This window comes from Paenibacillus sp. OV219 (assembly GCF_900110075.1).
Lineage (GTDB): Bacteria > Bacillota > Bacilli > Paenibacillales > Paenibacillaceae > Paenibacillus_Z.
Genome location: NZ_FOCJ01000007.1, coordinates 368,648 through 391,177, shown reverse-complemented (window position 1 = coordinate 391,177; position 22,530 = coordinate 368,648). Strand labels below are relative to the sequence as shown.

The following is a 22,530-nucleotide window of genomic DNA, read 5'->3' as shown; positions in this document are numbered from 1 at the left end:
GATGCCCTCCTTAAATGCCAATACCAGTATACAAAAAAGCCCCCATAGCCTAAACACCTTTTTTCAAAGTGTCCAGTCTATGGGGACCAGTTTACAGCGGTCCCTCTTCTTCTATATTTTCTGCGCCCTCATTACACCCATTCCGTCCGAGGAGCTTGCAGCTCGACTTCCTCGTCGCCGGCGTCGCCGAGCGGAATGCCAATCATGCGCAGCTCGTCCATCGGGTGCAGCATCGAATGCAGCTCATAGGGCGGGCGCTTCCCGCGATGCAGCCAATCGCCGATAGCCTCAGGCTCGAGAATCGCTGGCATCAGCGGCTGATAGGGAGAGACGAGCGCATTCGCTTCCGTCATCATCATCGTGCAGGTGCGCATCTCAAAGCCGGATGCTTGGCGGAACACATCATAGAGCCCGGCAATCGCAAAGGTACCGCTGCGCATCATGAGCTTAAGACGATGCACCTCTTTGCCAATTGTCCGTGTCACATAGAAGCCGTTGCACGGGATGATACAGCGCTGCTTCTGCACAATGCGCTCGTAGATCGGTTTATGGAACAGCTGACTGCGGTCCATATGTACGGAATCTTTTGCCCAGTAGGGCACCATTCCCCAGCGGAACTCATCCAAGATCCGCCCTGACTCCTTATGTTCAAAGATCGCCGATATTGTATCGGTTGGCGTCACTTCGTTTCGGTTGGCGATATAAAGCAGAATGTTGTCGAGCTCGAACTTATCCGTCAGCTCAGATGATTGCGCCGTAATGGCAATTGCTTCACACATCGGAAAACACCTCCAGTTATTTCGGCTATTATTGCCTGGATGCGCCAGAATCATGTGTGAACGTTCCACCCTACTTCGCTGCAGGTGCGTTATAATCAAACATAACGAAAGGAGCGGATCCGTCTCATGCCGAGTATTCCAGAAATGCCGAATGTGCCCAATACGTCGAACACGCCACTGAATACGCCTGGTACACCGCCGAATGTGCCAAACAAACACCCCTCCGCCATGCCGGAGTTCTCAAGGGGCGAGCGTCTGCTGCCTTTCTCCTCCCTCTTCGAGAGCGACAATGAAGCGCCAATCTACGTGAACCGCGTACATGAAACATTCGAGCTGCTTATGCATGCGCATGATTTCATCGAGGTGTGCATCGTCGCGGAGGGTACGGGCTTCCATTACATCGGCGACGAGCAAATGCCGGTTGCAAGGGGCGATCTGTTCTTCATTCCGGTCGGAGTCTCGCATGTATTTCGCCCTGGATCGACCGCTAAAAGCCGCCAACTCATCATCTACAACTGTACGTTTACGATGGAGACGCTGAACAAGCTGCTGCACGCAGTGCTGCCTGCCGAGCCATCTATCGCGGCCATATACCGCCAGCTATGCGACGGGAGACAGTGGCTGCATGTGCATGAACGAGGTGAGGAAGGTCAACTGCTGTTTCATAAGCTGTACCAAGAATTCACGACGCGCCGCCCCGGCTATGCCGCTTCGATGTGTGCAGCGGTTATCGAGCTGCTCATTATGCTCTACCGCAGGCAGCTCGAACGCGAAGCGCTGCCCCAGCAGCAGCTGACTAAGCAAGCGATGCCCCCAAGCTCCATGCAGCAGGTCCTTGAAGCCATTCATGCCGACTGCTCAGCTTCCGAGCTGTCCGTTACTGCAATGGCCTCGCAGCTTGGCGTCAGCGAGCGCCAATTTCAGCGCAGCTTTCAGAAGGCGACGGGCATGCCATTCCTCGCCTATGTCCAGAGCGCACGCATCGACCTTAGCTGCAAGCTGCTGGTGAGCACCGATGAATTGATAAGCCGAATTGCTCTGCGCGCCGGCTACCAGGACATGAAATTTTTCAACAGACTGTTCAAGAAGAAGACGGGCATGACGCCGCGCGAATACCGGTCCACCCAACGATCCGAGCCACTCATCACCTCGTCAAAATAACCGGTTCGCCGTCCATCACGGCCACCGTATGCTCATATTGCGCGCTCCATGAGCCGTCTATCGTACGCGCCGTCCAACCGTCATTATCGATGCTCACAAGAGGGCCGCCCATAACAAAGATCGGCTCGATCGTAATGACCATCCCTTTGCGCAGCCATTTGCCCGTCCCCGGCTTGCCACGATGAAGCACTTGCGGGTCCTCGTGCATCCTCCGTCCGATGCCGTGCCCGATGAACTCCTCCACGACTGAGTACCCCTCTCGGTCAGCTATCTGCTGCACCGCATAGCCGATATCACCGAGCCGCTTGCCCTCGACCGCCTGTGCAATCCCCCGGAAGAGCGCCTGCTTCGTCGCCTTCATGAGCCGCTGTGCCTCCGGACTCACTTTGCCAACAGCATAAGTCCATGCCGAATCCGCCATCCAACCGTCGAGCTCCGCAACCATATCAATCGTCACAACCTGCCCTGCCATCAGCGGAGTCGCCGTCGGAAAGCCATGGCACACCGCATCACAGACAGATGCACAAGTTGCAAAAGGATATCCCTTATATCCGATCTGCGCCGGCCGAGCACCGCATCTGCGCATGTAGGCATCTACGAATCGATTGATCTCAAGCGTTGTCACACCGGGCTTAATCCGCGCTGCAATCTCCCTGTGGCACGCCGCAACGATGCGCCCTGCCTTACGTATGGAGCGCAGCTGATCATCCGTCTTGTAATGTATCATCTTAGAGTCTTCCTCCCCCTCCGTCAGCACAGGCGCATATAACAAAAAAACCTTGTCCTAACGTGCCGGACAAGGTTAATAATTAATTTATTCAGCTGACGGACGACCGGAGTCTGCCCATCTCATGTTCAACCAGCAGAGTTAATTCTTCCTCATATCCCCCCATGATTCGATACTTGCGGATATACTCTCTGACAAATTTCCGTGAATCTTTCGGCTGAAAAATGCGAGTCAGCTCCACGAGGCTTTCTTTGACTTCATTATGGCTGCGTTTCGCCATGAAATCCCCTCCCTAGCATCGGCTTACTGGTCCTAACAGTTACTGTAAGAGAACGCACACGGCGGAACTTTAACCGCGGCTGGTACCCCACTGGTGCCTGACAATCCGTTTGAACGAAGGCGAGAAAAGGAAGCTCTGTGAGCAGCTAGAAATCAAATCACATCCACCAAATAGTTTCTTTCGAAGCAACCTCGCGCAGCAACTCATGCAAAATTGTTTCATTTATCAATTAATTATAACATTTTAAACTTTCACTTAAAAGCGAACACCCAAACTTTACATTTATTTCAATTCTCGTCCCTTTCAGGCTCTTCTTCCGCTTCGGAAGTTGCAGACTCTTCTCGCTGCTTCGGACCCAAAATAATCGTCCTTTGCGGATCAGATTCCGGCGAGCGTGAAGTCATGGCTGACCAAGCGCTGTTCTTATACATTCGCAAGTAGGCGATCACACCTGCAACCGCGACGATGATGCCGAGTAGGATGACCGCGCCCGTAACCCATGGGCTAACCATTAAGCACCCTCCATCTCCCCAATAAAGATTTCCATTTACAGGCTAATTATAGGGGAAAGGGATAGCGCTTTCAATGTGGCAGACGACCCTCTACAGAAATGTAACATGTTACAATTAAGTTACTCGGCGGAATGTTCCGCTTCCCCAAGCCAGCAGCTCACCATTATTATCGACAATGCTGCCTTGTAATGTGAGCGTTCGCCGAGATTTATGAATAAGTGCTGCTTCACAGCGGATTTCACCTTGCCCTGCGCTTTGCAAATAATGCACGTTCAACTGCGTCGTAACGGTCTTCTCCCCCGGACATTCCAAAATAACGACGAGTCCCATCGCGTTATCGAGCAGCGAAGCGAGTACCCCGCCATGCACAATATGTGCGAGATTGAGATGCTCCGGCCTCACTTGCAGCGAGATGCCACATTTGCCAGGCGAAGCGTGGACCAGCTCGCAGCCGAGATAGCCCCAGAACGTCGGCTGCGCAGCTTCGGCAAGCTGGTTCAGCTCCCCCAGCTCATCACGGTGACGGGGATCCTCCTGTTCCTTCTCGTTCATTCGTTTCCTCCTCCTGCAGCTTACGCCGCAGCACCTTCCCGATCATCGACATCGGCAGCTCCGTACGGAATTCGTAGAGATGCGGCACTTTAAAGACAGCTAGCCGATCGCGACACCAGCGGTCCAACTGCATCGCCGATACGTTCACATCTTTGCGCAGCACGACGTACGCTTTGACCGTCTCTCCACGGTACTCATCCTTCACCCCGAGCACACATGCATCTCGGACACCTGGATGCTCGTAGAGCACTTCTTCGATCTCACGCGGATAAACGTTAAATCCGCTCGCGATAATGATGTCCTTGATGCGATCCACGATCGCAAAGAAGCCGTCGCGATCGACCTGCGCCAAGTCCCCGGTCCGCAGCCATTCACCACGGAACGTCGCCTCTGTCGCAGCCGTATTGTTCCAATAGCCCTTCATCACCTGCGGACCTCGAACGAGCAGCTCACCGATCTCGCCATCTGGCACATCCTCGCCTGTCTCCATATCCGTAATACGCGCCTCGGTGTTCGGCAGCGGCAGGCCGATGGACCCGATCCGGCGCTTCGTCCAGATTGGATTCACGTGGGTAACGGGCGATGCCTCCGTTAAGCCGTAGCCCTCAATGAGCCTGCCTCCGGTCAACTCTTCAAACTTCGTCTGTACCTCAAGTGGCAGCGGCGACGAGCCGCTAACGCAAACTTTTATCGAAGAGAGATCATATTTCTTCACATCGGGATGATTAAGCAAAGCGATATACATCGTTGGGGCTCCGGGGAAAACAGTTGGCTTCTGTTTGCGTATCGTCTGTAGAACAGTTTCAACTTCAAAACGGGGAAGAAGGATAAGGGAGCCTGCTTTCATGACAGACAAGTTCATGAGTGCTGTTAAACCAAAGACGTGGAAGAGCGGCAGTGCGGCAAGAAAGCGCTCCTTGCCCTCGTCCACGCGATAGAACCAAGCGGCGCTCTGCATCACATTGGCGACTAAATTTCGGTGTGTGAGGATTACGCCCTTCGCAAGCCCGGTCGTTCCGCCGGTATATTGCAGCTGCGCCGTATCGGTTTCCGGGTTGACTGCAGCTTCAGCCGGCAGCTTCGGGGCTTTGGATAGAAATGAGGTGTACCTTGTGACGCCATGCTTGCCGTATGGAATGCTTGGGTTATGACCGGCGCGGCGCTGCTTGATCGGGTAGAGTATATTCTTCGGGAAAGGAAGCTCATCTTGAATCGAAGTGACGAGCACGGTGCGCAGCTGTGGCACCGGACCTTCCTCCGGTGCCTCACCGCGCACCCGCGCCAGCCGTGGATAGAGCAAGTCGAGCGTAATGATGCACCGCGCGCCGCTGTCCTTCAGCTGATGCGTCAGCTCACGCTCCACATAGAGCGGGTTCGTCATGACGGCAATCCCGCCTGCGAGCAGGACACCGTAGTAAGCGATGACGGTCTGCGGGCAGTTCGGCAGCATGATCGCAACACGGTCGCCCTTAGTAATGCCAACCGCTTGCAAGCCAGCCGCCATCCGATTCGCAGCAGCCAGCAGCTCGCGGAACGTCGTTCGCTTGCCATAAAAGTGCAGCGCTTCATTACTCGGATATTTGGCTGCCGTCTGAAGCAGCAGATCACTGATGCTAATGTTCGGAATATCGAGCGTATGCGGCACTTCGCCAGGGTAATTTCGAAACCATGGATATGCTTGCGCCTGATCCATAACGCGTGCGCCTCCTCCTACAACGTGTACTGTTCGCTGCGGATGACACGAGCGGCAATGCCGCGTTTAAGCGCGATGGTATCGGAGAGCGGTGCGCGCGTCAGCTTCTTCAGCACCGAGAGCTGCGTTTGGAGCGAGTCGCCTTCCTCCAGTGCGGACAGCGCTGTCTTCGCGTAGCGTTCAATTCTCTCCATCGCTTCTTGCACGAAAACAACGGTCATTTCAGTTGCGTTTTTGATGCGGGCCGCGGCGGCTGGATCGGCTTTTTGAAGCATTTTGCGTGTGCGGAGGTTGGCACTTTCCATGGCGAACACTTGGATCATCATATCCGCAAGCAGGCAGAGCACCTCTTGCTGCTGTTCGAGCGCTAACCCATACTTCTGCACGGCAAGACCACCGACCGCGAGAAAAATCTTCTTCGACTGCTGAATCCGGTACGTCTCCTTGGAAAGCGGCTCATCGAACGAAGGAAGCGGCATCGGCTGCAGCAGCTCCGCTTGGAGGGCGCGCGCTTTGCGCAGAAGTGGCAGCTCGCCTTTGAGCGCTTTTTTCATCAAGGTGCCGGGGATGAGCATGCGGTTAATCTCGTTCGTCCCTTCAAAAATCCGGTTAATCCGCGAGTCCCGGTAAATCCGCTCCACCTTGTAATCACGAATGTAGCCGTAGCCGCCGTGAATCTGAACCCCTTCGTCCGCGACATAGTCGAGCACTTCCGTAGCGAATACTTTGTTAATCGAGCATTCGAGCGCGTATTCGGAGATCGCTTTGGCCGCTCTGGCTCCGGCGTTCTCGTCCGAACCGCCTTCCGCTTCACTCTCTTGCAGCAGCGCGTCTATCCAGCCAGCAGTGCGGTACACCATACTTTCGAGTACATATGTGGCAATATTCATATCAGCCAGCTTCGCCCCGATGAGTGGAAAAGAGGAGATGGAGCGCCCGAACTGTTTACGCTGGTTGGCATATTTGGAAGCGAGTCCGATCGTTTCCTTCGCACCGCCGACGCAGCCAGCAGCGAGCTTGAAGCGTCCGATGTTGAGAATGTTGAACGCGATGAGATGGCCTTTGCCGATCTCGCCAAGCACGTTCTCCACGGGCACCGGCGTATCCTCGAAGAAGATCGGACAGGTCGACGAGCCTTTGATGCCCATCTTGTGCTCCTCCGGTCCGATGCTAAAGCCCGAGTAGCCGCGCTCCACAATGAATGCGGTAAAATGGTCCCCGTTCACCTTCGCGTACACGATGAACACATCCGCGAACCCGGAGTTCGTAATGTACAGCTTGGAGCCGTTCAAGATGTAATGCTTACCGTCCGGCGACAGCCGCGCCGTCGTCCTTGCGCCGAGCGCATCGGAGCCGGATGCCGGTTCCGTCAGACAGTAAGCGGCAATCAACTTGGCGGTGGCGAGGTCGGGCAAGTAGCGCTGCTTCTGCTCGGGGGTACCGAAGAAGACGATCGGCAGCGTACCGATTCCGACATGCGCGCCGATCGAGAGCGCGAATGAGGACGCCTCGGAGAACGTCTCGGCAAGCAGCGTCGAGCTCACTTTATCGAGGCCGAGCCCGCCGTACGCTTCCGGCACGTCCGCGCCGAGCAGGCCGAGGTCGCCGGCTTTGCGCAGCAGCTGCGTGGTGAGCTCATAATTGAGCGCCTCAATTTCCGCATCGCGCGGCCGCACCTCACCTGCAAGAAAAGCGCGCGCCGCATCCGCGATCATCCGCTGCTCATCGGTGAAGTCCTCCGGCGTGACGATCGCCTCCGGCGTAATATCCTCCACCACGAAGCGCCCGCCCCAACGATTGTTTTGCGCCATATTTGTTCACTCCTTTCTAGGAGAAGCACGAGTAACGAGTTAGACGAGTTAGACGAGTTACGAGTTAGACGAGTTACGAGTTACGATTGAGACTGTATTAATCAAGGCTGGTGGTTCAATGTAGATCCCTGGGGGATACTCTTTCGCCGTTTTGGCTGCTTTCCGCTAATGTGATTCCCTAGGGATACTCTTTCGTAGCTGTAGTCCACCAGACCAGCTTCTTGCTCTCGTTTGTGCGGATTTCCGTGAATGTAGTCCAGTAAACCAGCTTCTTGCGCTCATTTGAGCGGATTCCCGCCAATGTAGTCCAGTAAACCAGCTTCTTGCGCTCGTTTGAGCGGATTTCCGCCAATGTAGTCCAGCAAACCAGCTTCTTGCGCTCGTTTGAGCGGATTCCCGCCAATGTAGTCCAGTAAACCAGCTTCTTGTGCTCGTTTGACCGGATTTCCGCCAATGTAGTCCAGTAAACCAGCTTCTTGTGCTCGTTTGACCGAATTTCCGCCAATGTAGTCCAGTAAACCAGCTTCTTGTGCTCGTTTGACCGGATTTCCGCCAATGTAGTCCAGTAAACCAGCTTCTTGCGCTCGTTTGAGCGGATTTCCGCCAATGTAGTCCAGCAAACCAGCTTCTTGCGCTCGTTTGAGCGGATTCCCGCCAATGTAGTCCAGTAAACCAGCTTCTTGCTCTCGACGACGTCGATGTGGGAAACCTACTACCCCTCTTTCACAATTCCAGACCGATTTCCGCTAATGTAGGGTATCTGCTCCCCCTCTTCCACCGTTTCACGCCGATTTCCGCTAATGCAGGGTACCTGCTACCCCTCTTTCACCATTTCACACCGATTTCCCCTAATGTAGGGTATCTGCTACCCCTCTTTCATCATTCCAGACCGATTTTCACTAATTTAGGGTGTTCCTGCCATCCTTCTTTCACCGTTTCACGCCGATTTCCGCTAATGCAGGGTACCTGCTACCCTCTTTCACCATTTCAAGCAGAATTCCACTAATGTAGGGTACCTGCTACCTCACTTTCACCATTTCACGCCGATTTCCACTAAAGTAGGGTATCTGCTACCCCTCTTCCACCGTTTCACGCTGAATTCCACTAATGTAGGGTACCTGCTACCCCTCTTTCACCATTTCAAGCAGATTTCCACTAAAGTAGGGTATCTGCTACCCCTCTTCCACCGTTTCACGCTGAATTCCACTAATGTAGGGTATCTGCTCCCCCTCTTCCACCGTTTCACGCCGATTTCCACTAATGTAGGGTTCCTGCTACCCTTCTTTCACCGTTTCACGCCGATTTCCACTAATGTAGGATTCCTGGTACTCCTCTTTCACCATCTCAGACCAATTTCCGCCGATGTGGGGTACTGGGCACCCCACATCACGCGCACACCTAAGCCGAAGGTACCTCAAACACGCCCGCGGCGCCCATGCCGCCGCCGACGCACATGGAGACGATGCCGAGTCCACCGCCGCGGCGCTGCAGCTCATGAATAAGGGAGACGCTGAGCTTCGTCCCCGTGCAGCCGAGCGGATGGCCGAGCGCAATCGCGCCGCCGTTCACGTTCACGAGCTCGGGGTTGATCCCGAGCCGTTGAACAATCGGCAAGCACTGCGCCGCGAACGCCTCGTTCAGCTCGAACAACTTCACTTGTTCGAGCGTAATACCCGCACGCGCCAGCGCCTTGGGGATCGCCTCAATCGGACCGATCCCCATCACCTCTGGCGCGACCCCGGCAACGCTGTACGCGCGGAAAACCGCGAGCGGCTTCACGCCAAGCTGCTCAGCGCGAGCGCGGCTCATCACGACGACGGCTGCTGCGCCGTCGCTCATCTGCGAAGCATTTCCCGCGGTGACGGTGCCTTCGCGCGCGAAGGACGGCTTCAGCTTCGCGAGCACCTCCGGCGTCGTATCGGCGCGTACGCCTTCGTCTTGCTCAAACACGAAGCTGCGCGACCAAGGCCGGCCGTTGTCATCGACGCCCTCGCGCTGTACATGCAGCGGAACGATCTCCTCCGCGAAGCGGCCGGCTGCCTGCGCTGCCGCTGCCTTCGCATGGCTCGCCGCAGCAAAAGCATCCTGCGCCTCGCGGCTAATCCCATACCGCCTCGCCACCTCCTCGGCGGTATGCCCCATGCCCATATACACCTCCGGCATCGCGTCGGCAATGCCCGGATGCGGCGAAAGCTTGAAGCCCGTCATCGGGACGTGGCTCATGCTTTCAACACCTCCGGCGAGCACGACGTCGGCCTCGCCGAGCCGGATGCGCTCCGCTGCATAGGCAATCGCCTGCAGGCCGGAGGCGCAAAACCGATTGACGGTGACGGCCGGCGTCGTCACTGGAAAGCCCGCATACAACGTCATGATGCGGGCAAAGTTCAGACCTTGCTCCCCTTCGGGCATCGCGCAGCCGATGACAACATCCTGCACGTCCCCGTATGTAAGTCCGGGGACGCGGTCCACCGCCGCGCGCAGAACTGCGCGGCCTAAATCTTCAGCTCTCGTGTCGCCAAGGCTGCCTTTCTTCGCCTTGCCGACAGCCGTTCGAACCGCCGACACAATGACAGCGTCGAGCGGATGATTCTGATTCGCACTTGCCATAGGCGCTCACCTCCTTTAAGTAGTGGCATCGCATATTCGCTTTGACGCTACTGCTTTGTCGTAACTGTCTCGTTACTCCCTCGGCGCGATTGCTTTCTCGCTACTCCTTTGTCATTACTGCGCTCGCACCTAGTTCCGAAGCGGCTTGCCCGTCGAGAGCATATGCCGCATTCGTGCCTGCGTCAGCGGCTCGCCACACAGGCTGAGGAACGCTTCGCGCTCCAGATCGAGCAAATACTGCTCGCTCACCTCAGCCCCCGGCGCCGCATCGCCGCCAGCGATCACATGCGCAAGCTTGCGGCCAATCTTCACATCGTGCTCGCTGATTTGCCCGCCGAGGCGCATCGCCTCCACGCCAAGCTGCAGCACTGCGCGCCCTTCGCGGCCCGCAACGCGGACGCGAGCCCCCGCCGGCTGCCCCGTATATCCCGCCTGATCCAGCTCAAGCACGCTGCGCTTCGCCTCCGCCACGCGCGTCTCATCACGCATAATGACGCGGTCCCCAGGCCGCATCAGCCCCGTTCGATGCACATCGTAGCCGCTCGTTGACGTCTTCGCCATCGCGATCGTCTCGAACAAAGCGTTCACATGCGGCTGCAAATCTCCGAGCGCCCCGGCGCGCGAAGCCGCCATCACCGCCGCTTCTTTGCAACCTCCGCCTGCCGGAATCAAACCAACCCCAGTCTCAACGAGTCCGTAATACGTCTCCGCCGAGAAAATAATCCGATCCGCAGGCAGGCACGCCTCCACCCCGCCGCCAAGCGTCATCCGGTGCGGAGCTGCGACGACGGGCCGATCGAGCCGCTTCAGCGTTAGCATGCTGTTCTGGAACAGGCGGATGATATCATCGACCTCGTCGAAATCGCCGTTTTGCGCCTCCATGAGCAGCATCATGAGATTCGCCCCGACGCAGAAATGCCGTCCCTCATTAGCAAGCACAAGCCCTCGCCAATTCCGACTAACCTCGTCCGCGCTCTGCCGAATCGCGCTCAGGATATCTCCGCCAATCGCATTGTTCGGCGAATGAAACACCAGACATGCGACTTCATCGCCAATGTCTATCAGCGAGGCACCCGAGTTTCCGAGGATTGTTCGGCCGGCACGCTTCAGCGCAGCAAGCGATATGACACCTTGCTTCTCCGTAAGCTGCCGGTATTCGCCTCTGTCCACGTAAAATCTGCGCTGCCCCTCCTCCTTGTAAAAGCTTTTATTTCCCGAAGCTAGCCACTCACTGAGCCACCCCGGTATGTCGTCGCCTTCTGCCCGCATCCGCTGCACCGACTTCTCAAGCCCGATCGCGTCCCACAGCTGGAACGGCCCAAGCTCCCAGTTGAAGCCCCAGACGAGCGCTTTGTCGATATCGTCAATCGTGTCCGCCACAACGCCGAGCTGCCGCGCCGAGTAGAGCAGCATCGTCTTCGTCACCTGCCAAGCGAACTTGGCGTAACGGTCGTTCGTGTCTGTGAAAAGGAGCGCCTTGAGCTTGCCTGCGGCACCTTTTGCCGACTTCGCGGCCTCAATGACCGGGGAGTTCACGCTGCGGCGCGGTGCATACTCCATCGTATCCAGCTGGAGCGTTTCGATGTCGCTTCCTCCGCCTGGACGTTTGGTTTTGCGGTAAAACCCGCTTCCTGCCTTCTCGCCGATCCACCCTTTAGCCACAAGAGCTTCAAGCTCCGGCGGTCTTGCAAAAGCTTCCTGATCCAAGCTGTCCTCACTCCGCTCCCGCACATTGTCCACCACATGCAGCAGCGTATCGAGCCCGACGAGGTCCAGCATGCGGAACGTTGCCGTCTTCGGCCGTCCCATTGCCGGTCCGGTCAGTGCATCCACTTCATCGACGCCCAGCCCGAACTGCTTCATTGCCGCAAAAGTCGTCATCATCCCGTACGTGCCAATTCGGTTAGCAATGAAGTTCGGCGTGTCTTTTGCCGTGACAACGCCTTTACCAAGCTGGCGCTCGCAGATGGCCGCTAGCCTTGCCATGACGGCAGATTCCGTATCTGGACCGGCAACAAGCTCGACCAGCTTCATATGACGAGGCGGGTTGAAGAAATGGGTGACGGCAAAATGTTGCCGGAACTGTTCGCCGCGCCCCTCCGCCATCGCGCTTGCCGACAAGCCTGATGTGTTGGTGGTGACAAGCGTCTCCGGCCCAAGCCACGGCTCAATGCGTGCGAACACGCCCTGCTTCACGTCGATCCGCTCCACGACGGCTTCGACGATCCATTCCATATCGGTCAGCTTAGCGAGATCATCCTCCAAGTTGCCTGCGGTAATCCGCCTTGCGAAAGCAGCATCGTACAAAGCCGGCGGCTGTTGGTTCGTAAGCCTCGCGATGCTGGCGGCTGCAAGACGATTGCGCACCGCTGGATCCTGCAGTGTTCTGCCCGCGCGCTCCTCCTGCTCCGTCAGCGCAGCCGGCGGAATATCCAGCAGTAGCACGCTAATGCCCGCATTCGCTAGATGAGCGGCGATACCCGCTCCCATCACACCCGACCCGATAACCGCCGCGCGGCTAATGCGGGTCCCTGGCGTTTTTCCTCCCACATGGCTCCCTCCTTTAGTTAGGTAGTTAGGTTGAAAATGTCGCGAGAGAACTTGCGGGCTCACCGCGTGTTCTCTCAGTGCCGGCGGACCGGCGCAGGATTGGTGAGAGAGCTGCCGATTTCGGCTGGCCCCTTATCTGAGAGTGCTGAATCTGTACTCTCAGTGCTTCAATCGGCCGATTTTCGCGCTGAGAGTTCGTATTACGCTCTCTCAGCTTCGCCAAGCTGCCGATTTCGGCTGGTTCCTTAGCCGAGAGTGCTGAATCTGCACGCTCAGTGCTTCAATCGGCCGATTTTCGCGCTGAGAGCACGTATTACGCACTCTCAGCTTCGCCAAGCTGCCGATTTCGGCTGGTTCCTTATCTGAGAGTGCTGAATCTGCACGCTCAGTGCTTCAATCGGCTGATTTTCGCGCTGAGAGCACGTATCTGTTCTCTCAGCGGCATAAAACAGCCGAGGCGGCCGGTTTAGCTTCGTGAGAGAGCGTATTGGTTCTCTCGCGAGCGAATTGACGCGTTTTCGGTGCTGAGAGAGCATATTTGATCTCTCAGCATCAAAGAACCAGCGGGGGCGCACGCACCGGAGTTGGTCCTCGACTACCGCGACTCTCTCACCCAAACACACTCTCTGCCAGCAGCTCCGCGACGTCGCGTGCCCGGACTGTATCCTCCGCATCAAGCAGCTTGATGCCGTCCTCCATCATCGTCAGGCAGTACGGGCAGGCCGAGCCGATGACGGTCGGCGACGTTGCCATCGCTTGCGATGCTCGAGCCTCGTTCACCCGCACGCCGCTGCGCTCTTCCATCCACATGAGGCCGCCGCCTGCGCCGCAGCACATGCCATTAGCACGATTGCGCTCCATTTCCAGCAGCTTCACGCCCGGAATCGCGCGAAGGAGATTGCGCGGAGCATCGTAGATACCGTTGTAGCGACCCAAGTAGCACGAATCGTGAAACACGACTCGCTCTTTAAGCGGATGCACCGGCTTAATCAACTGCTGCGCGACGAGCCGCTCGAGCAGTGTTGTATGATGCTCCACCACGACGGATTTGCTCAGCCCAAAATCCGGATACTCATTCTTGAACGCATTGAACGTATGCGGGCAAATCGTCACAACCCGCTTCACGCCATAGCGTTCGAGCGTAGCAATGTTCTCGCTGCACAGCGTCTGGAACAGCAGCTCGTTGCCTAGCCGCCGCGCCGTATCGCCGGAGTTGCGCTCCTCTCCGCCGAGCACAGCGAACGGAATGCCTGCATGCTGAAGCAGCCGCACGACGGCGAATAACACTTTGCGGCTCCGCTGGTCATATGCACCCATCGTTCCGGCCCACAGCACCAGCTCCGGACGCTCGCCTTCGCTCCTTTTCGCAGCCTCCTGCATAGTGGATACAGGCGCTACCCCCTCCACAGCAAAAGCGCTATTGTACGCCGAGAGCCAGCCCCCTCGCTCCGAACGAGGTAGCCCCCACGGATTGCCCTGCCGCTCGATATTGTTCATCGCACGCTGGCCCTCTGCCGGGATTTTGCCTTCCGTCAGGACGAGGAAGCGGCGCATATCGATGATTTTGTCAACGTGCTCATTGCCTACGGGGCACTGGTCCTCGCAATTGCGGCAGGTCGTGCACGCCCACAGCTCCGACTCCGTCATCACGTCGCCAATGAGCGCCACATCCGCGGGAGCGATGCCGCCGTGAAGAGTCCACGCCCCTTTTTGCGCAGACATGGTCGGTTCAATGGTTACGGCGGTACCCGCAATTTCGGACTGCTTCACCCACAGCACCGGCGCATCGCTCTGCATCACATGCGCACTCGCCGCCACCCCCACGCCGCCGAAAGTCGGCACCCACGGAGATTTTGACGTAATCGCAGCCCCCTTCTCCGTCAGGTGATCGCGAAGCTTCATAATGAGATGCATCGGCGACAGCAGCTTGCCGGTATTCGATGCCGGGCATACGTTCGTGCAGCGTCCGCATTCGACGCAGGCGTAGAGGTCGAGCAGCTGTTTTTGCGTAAACTGCTCAATCTCGCCAACTCCGAACGATTCCGCCTCTTCATCCTCGAGATCGAGCGGCGTCAGCTTTCCAGGCGGCGAGCGGCGGCGCAGCCACAGGTTGACCGGTGCGGTCAGAATATGAAAATGCTTCGACTGCGGCACATACACCAGAAACGACAGCAGCACTGCATAATGCAGCCACCAGAACAGCTCGTAGAGCACGCGTGCTACGCTATGCGTAACATCAACCTGACGCAGCGCCTCTGCAATTGCCGAGGATACAGGGGCGTAACCCGCATACAGCGAAGCGCTGCCAGAAGGCGCGTCCTGCAAGCGGTTTAAAGCTTGCGTAAACAGCACCGTCACCATCAGACCCCCGATAAACCACAGCACAATAGAGGGCTTCCAGCCTCTTTTCAGACGGCGAAGCCGCTCCACATATCGTCGGAAGCCGCCGTAGAGCAGCGCAAGCAGCACGAGCGACACGGTAATCTCCTGCGTATACACAAACCAGTGATAGTCCAGAAAAGGCAGCGGCGAGCCACTGATTCCTTCCCAAATAATGTCCATCGCGCCGAACTGCAGCACAATAAACCCGTAGAACAGGACCAGATGCATCAGTCCACTGCGTATGTCCTTCAGCAGCTTGCGGTGGCCGAACACTTGGTACGCCCACTCTAGCTTTTCGCGGGCCTCGGGGCTCGCAACCGCCTCCGATGCAAGTGCAGCATTCGCAGAAAAGGAGGATAGACGGACTGTCTCCTCGCTCTCACCCTCGCGGTCGTCATACTCGTCACCAGCATCGTCATAGGGCGGGGCGGGCCTCCTAGGCGCTGCTTTTCGACCAAGCCGGATGTAGCCAATTCTCCTGCTCACAACGAGGTAAAAGCTCGCGATCGCTCCTGCCGTCATCCCTGCGAACAGCAGCCACCGCAAGAGCGCAGCGAGCAAATGCGCGCTTAGAAACCCCACAAAGATCCCTCCTTTGGAGCCGTTTGTACCTTGGATAACGGGAGTGGTTCAGTATATGTCCCTCTGCCTTAGAACATGCGGATAGGCACCTGTCACAGGGGCTCCCGCGGTCTATTTCAAGGGCCAAGTTCATAAGGTAACTACTAGTCGCAAGTAGACATGGAGGGCTTCGTTTATCGTATTCGGCCGCTCGGCAGCGGTATGACTGATGTGGTCAATTTAGAGTTACAGCAGGAGGTGCTTTCGAAGCGATGCAGCTGGTCGTTCTGATGAAGCAGACGTTCGATACGGAGGAAAAAATCGAGCTCGTGAACGGAACCGCAGACGAGCAAAATGTGAAATTCATCATTAATCCATATGACGAATACGCGCTGGAGGAAGCGCTTCGGCTGCGTGAGGCGCACGGCGGGAAAGTCATCGTCGTCTCCTGCGGATCGGAGCGCTCCATTGAGGCGCTTCGAACTGCGCTTGCCATGGGCGCAGACGAAGCGGTGCTTTTGTCTGCGGACGGCTTGCAAGGTGATGACGGCTATGCTGTAGCCGCTGCCCTCGCCAAAGTGGTGGAGCAGCTGAAGCCAGACCTATTGCTCGCCGGGCTGTTCGCCGTTGACCGCGGTGCGGGCAGCGTCGCGCTGCAAATCGCGGAACGGCTCGGACTGCCGCAAGCGGCGGCAGCTTTGAAGGTGGAAGTTAGAGATGCTGGCGGCTCGGTAGCGGCACGCGCTAGCGGGGGTGCAACAGGCGGAAGTGCTGGAAACGGCAACGTACACTCGAGCGGAGCTTCGTGGGCTAACGGTGGCGGAGTGAAACAGGTCGCTGTCGTAGAACGTGACACCGAGTGGGGCGTGGAGACGGTAGAGGTTCCCCTCCCCGCTCTCATTACAGCGCAGCAGGGGCTGAACGAGCCGCGCTATCCGTCGCTGCCGGGCATTATGAAAGCGAAGAAGAAGCCGTTGAAGCAGATCAGCGCATCGGAGCTTGGGCTCACGGCGGCGGAGCTCTCGCCGCGAACAGAGCGCGTAGCTCTGCTCGCACCACCGGTTCGCGCGGCGGGACGCAAGCTCGGCGGCACGCCGCAGGAGCAGGCCGCACAGCTAGCGGATTTGCTGCAGCGCGAAGCGAAATTGTTTTAGAGAGGAGGCGTATGAACGCGATGAGCGATACAGGGAAACGAACGGCACTCGTGTATGCCGAGTGCGCGGAGGGAGCCTTGCGGCGCGTGGCGCTGGAAGCGCTCGGCGCAGCGCGGCGACTAGCCGGGGACGGCGGCAGCGTGCACGCCGTCGTTGTCGGCGGCGGAGCGTCCGCGGCGCTTCAAGCAGCCGCCGCGGAGCTCGCCGCGCGCGGGGCGGAGGTCGTCCACGTAGTTGACGACCCTGCCCTCGCGGGCTTTGTGCCGGAGGCGTACGCCGCCGCCATCGGCGCTGCCATTGCTGCGGTGCAGCCGAGCATCATCGTGCTCGGCCACACCGCAGCGGGGCGCGAGCTCGCGCCCCGAGTGGCCGCCGCCGTAAATGGCGGCCACATCGCGGATGTGACCGCCGTCGACTTCGAGGACGACGGCGGCGCAGCCGCGATCTTCACGCGCCCGCTCTACGCCGGCAAGGCGTTCGAGCAGCGGCGGTTTCTCCCCGGCGCAACGCAGGTCATTACGGTGCGCCCGAACAATCTGCCCGTCGCGGAGCCGGTCGCTCCCGGCAGCGAGGGCATGATCGCGGCGCTGCCGTACACGGCGCCGCCACTATGGACCATCGTCCGCGACGTTGTGCGCAAAGCGAGCGGACGGATTGATCTCGCCGAGGCCGACATTATCGTCTCCGGCGGCAGAGGAGTACGCAGCGCGGAGGGCTTCGCGCCGCTTGAGGAGCTTGCCGCCGTCGTCGGCGGCGCGGTCGGCGCATCACGAGGCGCCTGCGATGCCAGCTACTGCGATTACTCCCTGCAGATTGGGCAGACGGGCAAGACAGTCACGCCGAAGCTCTACATCGCCTGCGGTATCAGTGGCGCAATCCAGCACTTGGCAGGTATGAGCCAATCCCGCGTCATCGTCGCGATCAACAAAGACCCCGAAGCCCCGATCTTCGGCGTCGCCGACTACGGCATCGTCGGAGACCTGTTCGAGGTCGTCCCTCTGCTGACCGAGCAATTCCGAGCGATATTGCAGAAGCCCGGTCCCTAACTCGTCGCTCTGACGAACTACAGAATCGCTATTTGGCGAGAATTACTCGTCTCAAATTTTTAACGAACCACAGGCTCGCTATTGCTGCCAAACGATCCTCTTTTGCCCCAGAAAGAGCTCAATAGCGTCACTGGAGTTCGTTAGAATTTCAAAAGTCCCGATTTTAGCCGAATAAGGTCATTACGGTTCGTTAGCCCGCAACAGAAGAAAACCAGGCCCCTAACGGCGGCCTGGTTTTCTTCTTTTCCCTATCCAATTGAAGCTCGCAACTACGATGCTGTATAACGCGAGCAGCACGATAACGAGAACAAAGTACCCGATCCACCCAATATTCACCGCCAAGAAATAGCTGTCATGATACGCATAATCTTGGAGAGCTCGGTTCCTATGATCGACGTAATAATTTAGCGCGAAGTAGATGAACCAAGGCACAACCAACGCACAACCAACGCACCAGTCAAACCACTCGCAAACTGCCGCAATGCCATTCTAATCCTCCACTTCTCTCCTTACGCCTATGTGGGATGTTTCCACCCATCACTTTGCTACTAAGTTACGCTGAGAGAACGTATATGACCACTCAGAGGTGAAATCGACTATTTTCGCTGTCTGAGTCCTCCCGAGAGAGCAAATATGATCTCTCAGCATTAATTAGGCTTCAATCGGTAAGTTGAGAGGACGTATGTGATCTCTCAGAGTTAGCAGTTAAGCTATGCACCATAATTCTTAAAATCTATCTCCAAAAACCGCGCCACTTCCGGCACCCAGCGGCCTTCTACGAAATCAACGTGAACCGGGTGAGCATTGTATGCATCGTAATCCGCTTGGCTATCGAACACCATGGAGAAACCATATTGATAGTCGTTCTTCACGCTCACTTGGTTGAACACCTGGAAGTTACGCACGACTGGGATAGACGTCAGCAGGCGCTCGCCATCCTTTAGAAACCGCTCGGCCTCCACCGATCCTGCTGCATGCTTCAAATCAAAAATCACCATATGTTGAATGCTGTTGTTTTCCATTTTCTGTTCCTCCTCGATTGTTTGACTGAATAGTAGCTAATGAGAAATTCTCTCGCTTCCCTCTCGCTCCCTACCAGCCCTATGTATCCTTCGAAAACAGCAAAATCCCTTCCCGCTTCTGCCAGCCCGTCCGAGCCCAGAACCGTCCTCCGATTGCATTGTCCTCCAATACGAAAAGGTGGCATTTGGCTATGCCCGCTTCGCGCAGCCTGCCGAGCGATTGCTGCACCAATCGCTGTCCGACGCCTCTTCCTCGCGTAATCGGTGACACGGCAACATGATAGATAAACCCGCGCCGACCATCGTGACCGCCTAGTATCGTGCCTAGCAGCTCGCCTTCCCCCTCGCAAACGAAGCTGCAGCCTGGATTACGCAGCAAATACGCTTCAACCTCTTCCTTGGAGTCGGCGCTGCTGAGCACCATCCCTTCGGTCTTCGTCCAGAGCGAGTAAGCGGCCTCGTAATCGCCAACCGTCATTTCCCGATAGATTAACTCCATAGCCTTCTCACCTCCATCAGCTGCTCACCTTCAAACTCCGCTTCATACAAATCTGGCATCGTCGTGCTTCGCCAGAACGTATAATCGTACCGTTCATCGAACGCATTCAGCAGCATGACCATAATGTTGCCATGCGTCCCGATGACAACGGTTTGGCCTTGATGCTCGCGAAGCAGCTGCTTAATGACCGGCAGAGCCCGCTGTTGGGCCTCCTCGAACGACTCTCCCCCTGGCAGCGCGAAGTGTTTGTCCTCGAAGGACTGCTGAATCGCCCCGTGGAACTCTTCCCCGGCAAGCGGATATTCGGAACCATGCAGTTGGCGTTCCCTAAGCGCGTCATAGCAGACAACCGGCAGACCACGAGCATCCGCCAGCCCTTGCACCGTAAGCATCGCCCTCTGATATGGACTGGAGACGACATGATCGATCTGCACTTCACCCATCATCTCACCCATACGGATCAAGGAGGCTTGTCCACGCTCAGACAGTCCTCGCGTCCGGTCAAGCTCAGGCACAAAAGGGCCGGTGGACTCTGCATGTCTAACGAAAATCAGCTTTGTTCGCACCAACTTCCCCTCCCTATTAATGAAATGTTTCACTCATTATATTCCATTTCGGTGAGCGGTGTATCTGATTTTTTCCTCCAAAGCTTTCTGCATAATACGATTACAACTACTGCGAGTATTGCCCCATACAGCGTCATCTCCATGTCATGCTGTGAATCCCATATGTCCCCCTGCATCCCGAGAAAATCTTGCCCTTCCTTCTTTGGCGCGAGGAATACGACGTACATCTCCCCGATTTCATAGAGCGCACCGAAGCCGAGCAGAATCCACGGCGTAAGGAGATACGCCCATAGTCGGCGCGTGCGTGCAACACGGGTGAGCAGCTCAATTGCAGGATAGCTGAGCAGCAGGCCGAAGCCGCAATGGACGATACGGTCATACATGTTCCGCTTCAAATGAAACAGCGACTTCATCCACCGATCGACCGGCGTCTCTTGATACGCATAATGAGCGCCAATCGTATGAAGCACGATCAACAGAAGAATCAGCGTATAAGACAGCCTGCTGAATTTAAACCAGCGATAGCTGATTGCGAGCACAATGATCGCGACAAAGTTCAATATATTTTCCATCCACCAGTCGAGCACGCTATTCGGGTGAATCGCGAGCAGCACCCAGAAGATGAGGAAAAGAACGATCTCGATGTGCAGCACATAATTGCGACGAAATGACAATTTCACCCCTCCAATTCATGTCACGAACAAACCCGTTGACAATTGCCCCTTCTGGGGAGTATAACAAGAATAATTCGAAATTATGAAAATTCTACTGACGGGAACACGCGCATTTGCGAGAAGGCATCCCCCAGAGAGCCGGTACCTGCTGAAAGCCGGCGTTTGCCAAGCATTTGCTGTATCCTCCCCGAGAATCCGTGCCGAACCACTAACTGTAAGCACGGACGGAATCCGCCGTTACACGGAGCACGTATGATCGTACGTGACAAAGGAGCCGTTATGTAGCAGTCAGCCATTAGGTGTGATGCGCATACGGAATTAGGGTGGTAACGCGAGAATGAATCTCGTCCCTTTCGGGGCGGGATTTTTTTATTTGCGAAGGTCGTGATAGGGAGAGGATGAAAGGAGCATGAAGGCTATGACTAATGAATGGGACTACAGCGGCACACACACCGTTGGACTGACGGAGATCGCACAGGCGCAAATGCATGTAAAAGAAGTGGCGGCACGCACGCCGCTGCAGCAGAATCGGGTGCTGTCGGAGCGTTATGGCTGCAATGTGCTGCTGAAACGAGAAGACCTGCAGGTCGTTCGCTCCTTCAAGCTGCGCGGCGCTTATCATCTGATTAAGTCGCTGCCAGAGGAGCGTCTGCTCCGCGGCGTCGTCTGCGCAAGCGCAGGCAACCACGCGCAAGGCGTTGCGTACTCCTGTCGTACGCTTGGCATTCCTGGTAAAATCTACATGCCGAGCACGACGCCGCGTCAGAAGGTCACCCAAGTGGCGTTCTTCGGCGGATCGGATGTGGAAATCATCCTGACAGGTGACACCTTCGACGATGCGTTCAATGAGGCAATCAAAGCTAGCCGCAAGGATGATCTCGCCTTCATCCATCCTTTCGACGATCCGAAGATTATTGCAGGCAACGGGACAATCGGCAAAGAGATTATGGAGGCGGTCGATACCGCACCAGACTTCGTATTCGTCACGATCGGCGGCGGTGGTCTTGCTGCAGGTGTCGCCGCTTATGTGAAGGCTGTATCTCCGAGCACGAAGATTATCGGCATCGAGCCAGAAGGCGCGCCTTCGATGCGAGCGTCGCTGGATGCAGGCGAAGTGCTGACGCTGGATACGATCGACAAGTTCGTCGACGGAGCCGCAGTGAAGCGGGTCGGCGAGCTGACGTTCCGCATGTGCCGCGAAATGCTCGACGATATTATTATCGTGCCGGAAGGCAAAGCTTGTACGGCGATGCTCGATCTGTACAACGAGAACGCGATTGTGGTAGAACCGGCAGGCTCGCTGCCGATTGCTGCGCTTGACCTATACCGCGAACAAATCGCTGGCAAAACAGTCGTCTGTGTCATTAGCGGCGGCAACAACGACGTCGACCGGATGCAAGAAATTAAGGAGCGCTCGCTCGTCTTCGAAGGGCTAAAGCATTATTTTATGGTCAGCTTCCCGCAGCGTGCTGGCGCCCTTCGCGAGTTTCTCGATGAGGTGCTTGGACCGGACGATGACATCACGCGGTTTGAATATACGAAGAAGCATAATAAGGATAACGGCCCTGCCCTTGTCGGCATTGAGCTGAAGAACCGTCAGGATTATGAACCGCTCGTCGAACGGATGAACAAGAAAGGCCTCAATTTCGTGGAGCTGAACAAAGACCCTGTCCTGTTCAATCTGCTCATCTAATACTTGCTTATACCGAATGCCCGGCTGCTCCTAACGGAGTGGACGGGCTTTTTTATTGCAATGTTTTGGCGTGTTTAGGGGAATCCTGATAATACTTTGTGAAACGTACTGATCATCCGATTCGTAAATGGAGGGACAATGACTCTTCGATAAATATGCTGGCTGCATGGCTTGGTTGGATTTTTGTACCAGCTTGCATATAATGAAGAAGTCAGCCCGCCCGTTGTTCCCGAATCATGGATGCAAAGGGGGATTCAGACA

The 22,530-nt window shown here is 56.6% G+C and carries 19 protein-coding genes; 4 read left to right on the top strand and 15 right to left on the bottom strand.

Features of this window, described 5'->3' with window-relative positions; translation table 11 throughout:
* Positions 1 to 131 precede the first annotated feature (131 nt).
* Positions 132 to 779 (bottom strand): SOS response-associated peptidase family protein, encoded by a 648-nt coding sequence (locus tag BMY11_RS19445; protein ID WP_177182718.1) that lies wholly within the window; start codon positions 777 to 779, stop codon positions 132 to 134.
* 126 nt (positions 780 to 905) lie between these two features.
* On the opposite strand from BMY11_RS19445, the gene BMY11_RS19440 reads away from it, so the two are divergent.
* Positions 906 to 1,940, top strand: a complete 1,035-nt coding sequence (locus tag BMY11_RS19440) for a helix-turn-helix domain-containing protein (RefSeq protein WP_090579889.1) — start codon at positions 906 to 908, stop codon at positions 1,938 to 1,940.
* On the opposite strand, the gene map is transcribed toward BMY11_RS19440, so the two are convergent.
* The 10 genes from map to BMY11_RS19390 form a co-directional block, all read right to left on the bottom strand.
* Positions 1,924 to 2,667 carry a type I methionyl aminopeptidase gene (map, locus tag BMY11_RS19435; RefSeq protein ID WP_090579886.1) on the bottom strand — a complete coding sequence of 248 codons (744 nt, stop codon included), beginning with the start codon at positions 2,665 to 2,667 and terminating at the stop codon, positions 1,924 to 1,926. The two genes, BMY11_RS19440 and map, sit on opposite strands and share 17 nt — an antisense overlap.
* A gap of 91 nt (positions 2,668 to 2,758) precedes the next feature.
* Positions 2,759 to 2,947, bottom strand: a complete 189-nt coding sequence (locus tag BMY11_RS19430) for a hypothetical protein (RefSeq protein ID WP_090579883.1) — start codon at positions 2,945 to 2,947, stop codon at positions 2,759 to 2,761.
* A gap of 287 nt (positions 2,948 to 3,234) precedes the next feature.
* Positions 3,235 to 3,459, bottom strand: coding sequence for a hypothetical protein (locus BMY11_RS19425; RefSeq protein WP_090579881.1), 225 nt, complete (start codon positions 3,457 to 3,459; stop codon positions 3,235 to 3,237).
* A 114-nt stretch (positions 3,460 to 3,573) separates the two neighbouring features.
* Positions 3,574 to 4,011 carry a PaaI family thioesterase gene (locus BMY11_RS19420; protein ID WP_090579878.1) on the bottom strand — a complete coding sequence of 146 codons (438 nt, stop codon included), beginning with the start codon at positions 4,009 to 4,011 and terminating at the stop codon, positions 3,574 to 3,576.
* On the bottom strand, positions 3,974 to 5,704 hold the full coding sequence (locus tag BMY11_RS19415; RefSeq protein ID WP_090579875.1) for a long-chain-fatty-acid--CoA ligase: 1,731 nt from the start codon (positions 5,702 to 5,704) through the stop codon (positions 3,974 to 3,976). The genes BMY11_RS19420 and BMY11_RS19415 overlap by 38 nt, the downstream gene beginning before the upstream one ends.
* Before the next feature lie 17 nt (positions 5,705 to 5,721).
* A complete protein-coding gene (locus BMY11_RS19410; RefSeq protein ID WP_090579872.1) occupies positions 5,722 to 7,515 on the bottom strand; it encodes an acyl-CoA dehydrogenase family protein in 1,794 nt (597 codons plus the stop codon).
* Between the two features lie 278 nt (positions 7,516 to 7,793).
* Positions 7,794 to 8,135 (bottom strand): hypothetical protein, encoded by a 342-nt coding sequence (locus BMY11_RS19405; RefSeq protein ID WP_090579869.1) that lies wholly within the window; start codon positions 8,133 to 8,135, stop codon positions 7,794 to 7,796.
* A gap of 778 nt (positions 8,136 to 8,913) precedes the next feature.
* Positions 8,914 to 10,122: an acetyl-CoA C-acyltransferase gene (locus tag BMY11_RS19400; protein ID WP_090579867.1), complete on the bottom strand. Its 1,209-nt coding sequence runs from the start codon at positions 10,120 to 10,122 to the stop codon at positions 8,914 to 8,916.
* A gap of 129 nt (positions 10,123 to 10,251) precedes the next feature.
* Positions 10,252 to 12,672 carry a 3-hydroxyacyl-CoA dehydrogenase/enoyl-CoA hydratase family protein gene (locus BMY11_RS19395; RefSeq protein WP_256217647.1) on the bottom strand — a complete coding sequence of 807 codons (2,421 nt, stop codon included), beginning with the start codon at positions 12,670 to 12,672 and terminating at the stop codon, positions 10,252 to 10,254.
* Positions 12,673 to 13,281: 609 nt separating this feature from the next.
* The gene (locus tag BMY11_RS19390; protein ID WP_090579974.1) at positions 13,282 to 15,576 is read right to left on the bottom strand and encodes a (Fe-S)-binding protein; all 2,295 of its coding nucleotides are present in this window, start codon (positions 15,574 to 15,576) and stop codon (positions 13,282 to 13,284) included.
* Positions 15,577 to 15,887: 311 nt separating this feature from the next.
* Between BMY11_RS19390 and BMY11_RS19385 the strand changes: the two genes are divergently transcribed.
* Together BMY11_RS19385 and BMY11_RS19380 are read left to right on the top strand one after the other, a co-directional pair.
* The gene (locus tag BMY11_RS19385) at positions 15,888 to 16,769 is read left to right on the top strand and encodes an electron transfer flavoprotein subunit beta/FixA family protein (RefSeq protein ID WP_090579864.1); all 882 of its coding nucleotides are present in this window, start codon (positions 15,888 to 15,890) and stop codon (positions 16,767 to 16,769) included.
* Between the two features lie 20 nt (positions 16,770 to 16,789).
* Entirely contained in the window at positions 16,790 to 17,815 is a 1,026-nt protein-coding gene (locus tag BMY11_RS19380; RefSeq protein WP_090579861.1) for an electron transfer flavoprotein subunit alpha/FixB family protein, read from the top strand.
* A 710-nt stretch (positions 17,816 to 18,525) separates the two neighbouring features.
* Here the strand turns inward: BMY11_RS19380 and BMY11_RS19370 are convergent.
* From BMY11_RS19370 to BMY11_RS19355, 4 genes are all read right to left on the bottom strand, one after another.
* Positions 18,526 to 18,837 carry a Dabb family protein gene (locus tag BMY11_RS19370; RefSeq protein WP_090579855.1) on the bottom strand — a complete coding sequence of 104 codons (312 nt, stop codon included), beginning with the start codon at positions 18,835 to 18,837 and terminating at the stop codon, positions 18,526 to 18,528.
* 79 nt (positions 18,838 to 18,916) lie between these two features.
* Entirely contained in the window at positions 18,917 to 19,336 is a 420-nt protein-coding gene (locus BMY11_RS19365) for a GNAT family N-acetyltransferase (RefSeq protein WP_090579853.1), read from the bottom strand.
* Positions 19,327 to 19,902, bottom strand: coding sequence for a histidine phosphatase family protein (locus tag BMY11_RS19360; RefSeq protein ID WP_090579850.1), 576 nt, complete (start codon positions 19,900 to 19,902; stop codon positions 19,327 to 19,329). Before BMY11_RS19360 ends, BMY11_RS19365 begins: the two co-directional genes overlap by 10 nt.
* A gap of 29 nt (positions 19,903 to 19,931) precedes the next feature.
* Positions 19,932 to 20,576: a DUF2238 domain-containing protein gene (locus BMY11_RS19355; RefSeq protein ID WP_090579846.1), complete on the bottom strand. Its 645-nt coding sequence runs from the start codon at positions 20,574 to 20,576 to the stop codon at positions 19,932 to 19,934.
* A 418-nt stretch (positions 20,577 to 20,994) separates the two neighbouring features.
* On the opposite strand from BMY11_RS19355, the gene ilvA reads away from it, so the two are divergent.
* Positions 20,995 to 22,269: a threonine ammonia-lyase IlvA gene (gene ilvA / locus BMY11_RS19350; protein WP_371262883.1), complete on the top strand. Its 1,275-nt coding sequence runs from the start codon at positions 20,995 to 20,997 to the stop codon at positions 22,267 to 22,269.
* The last annotated feature ends 261 nt before the right edge of the window (positions 22,270 to 22,530 follow it).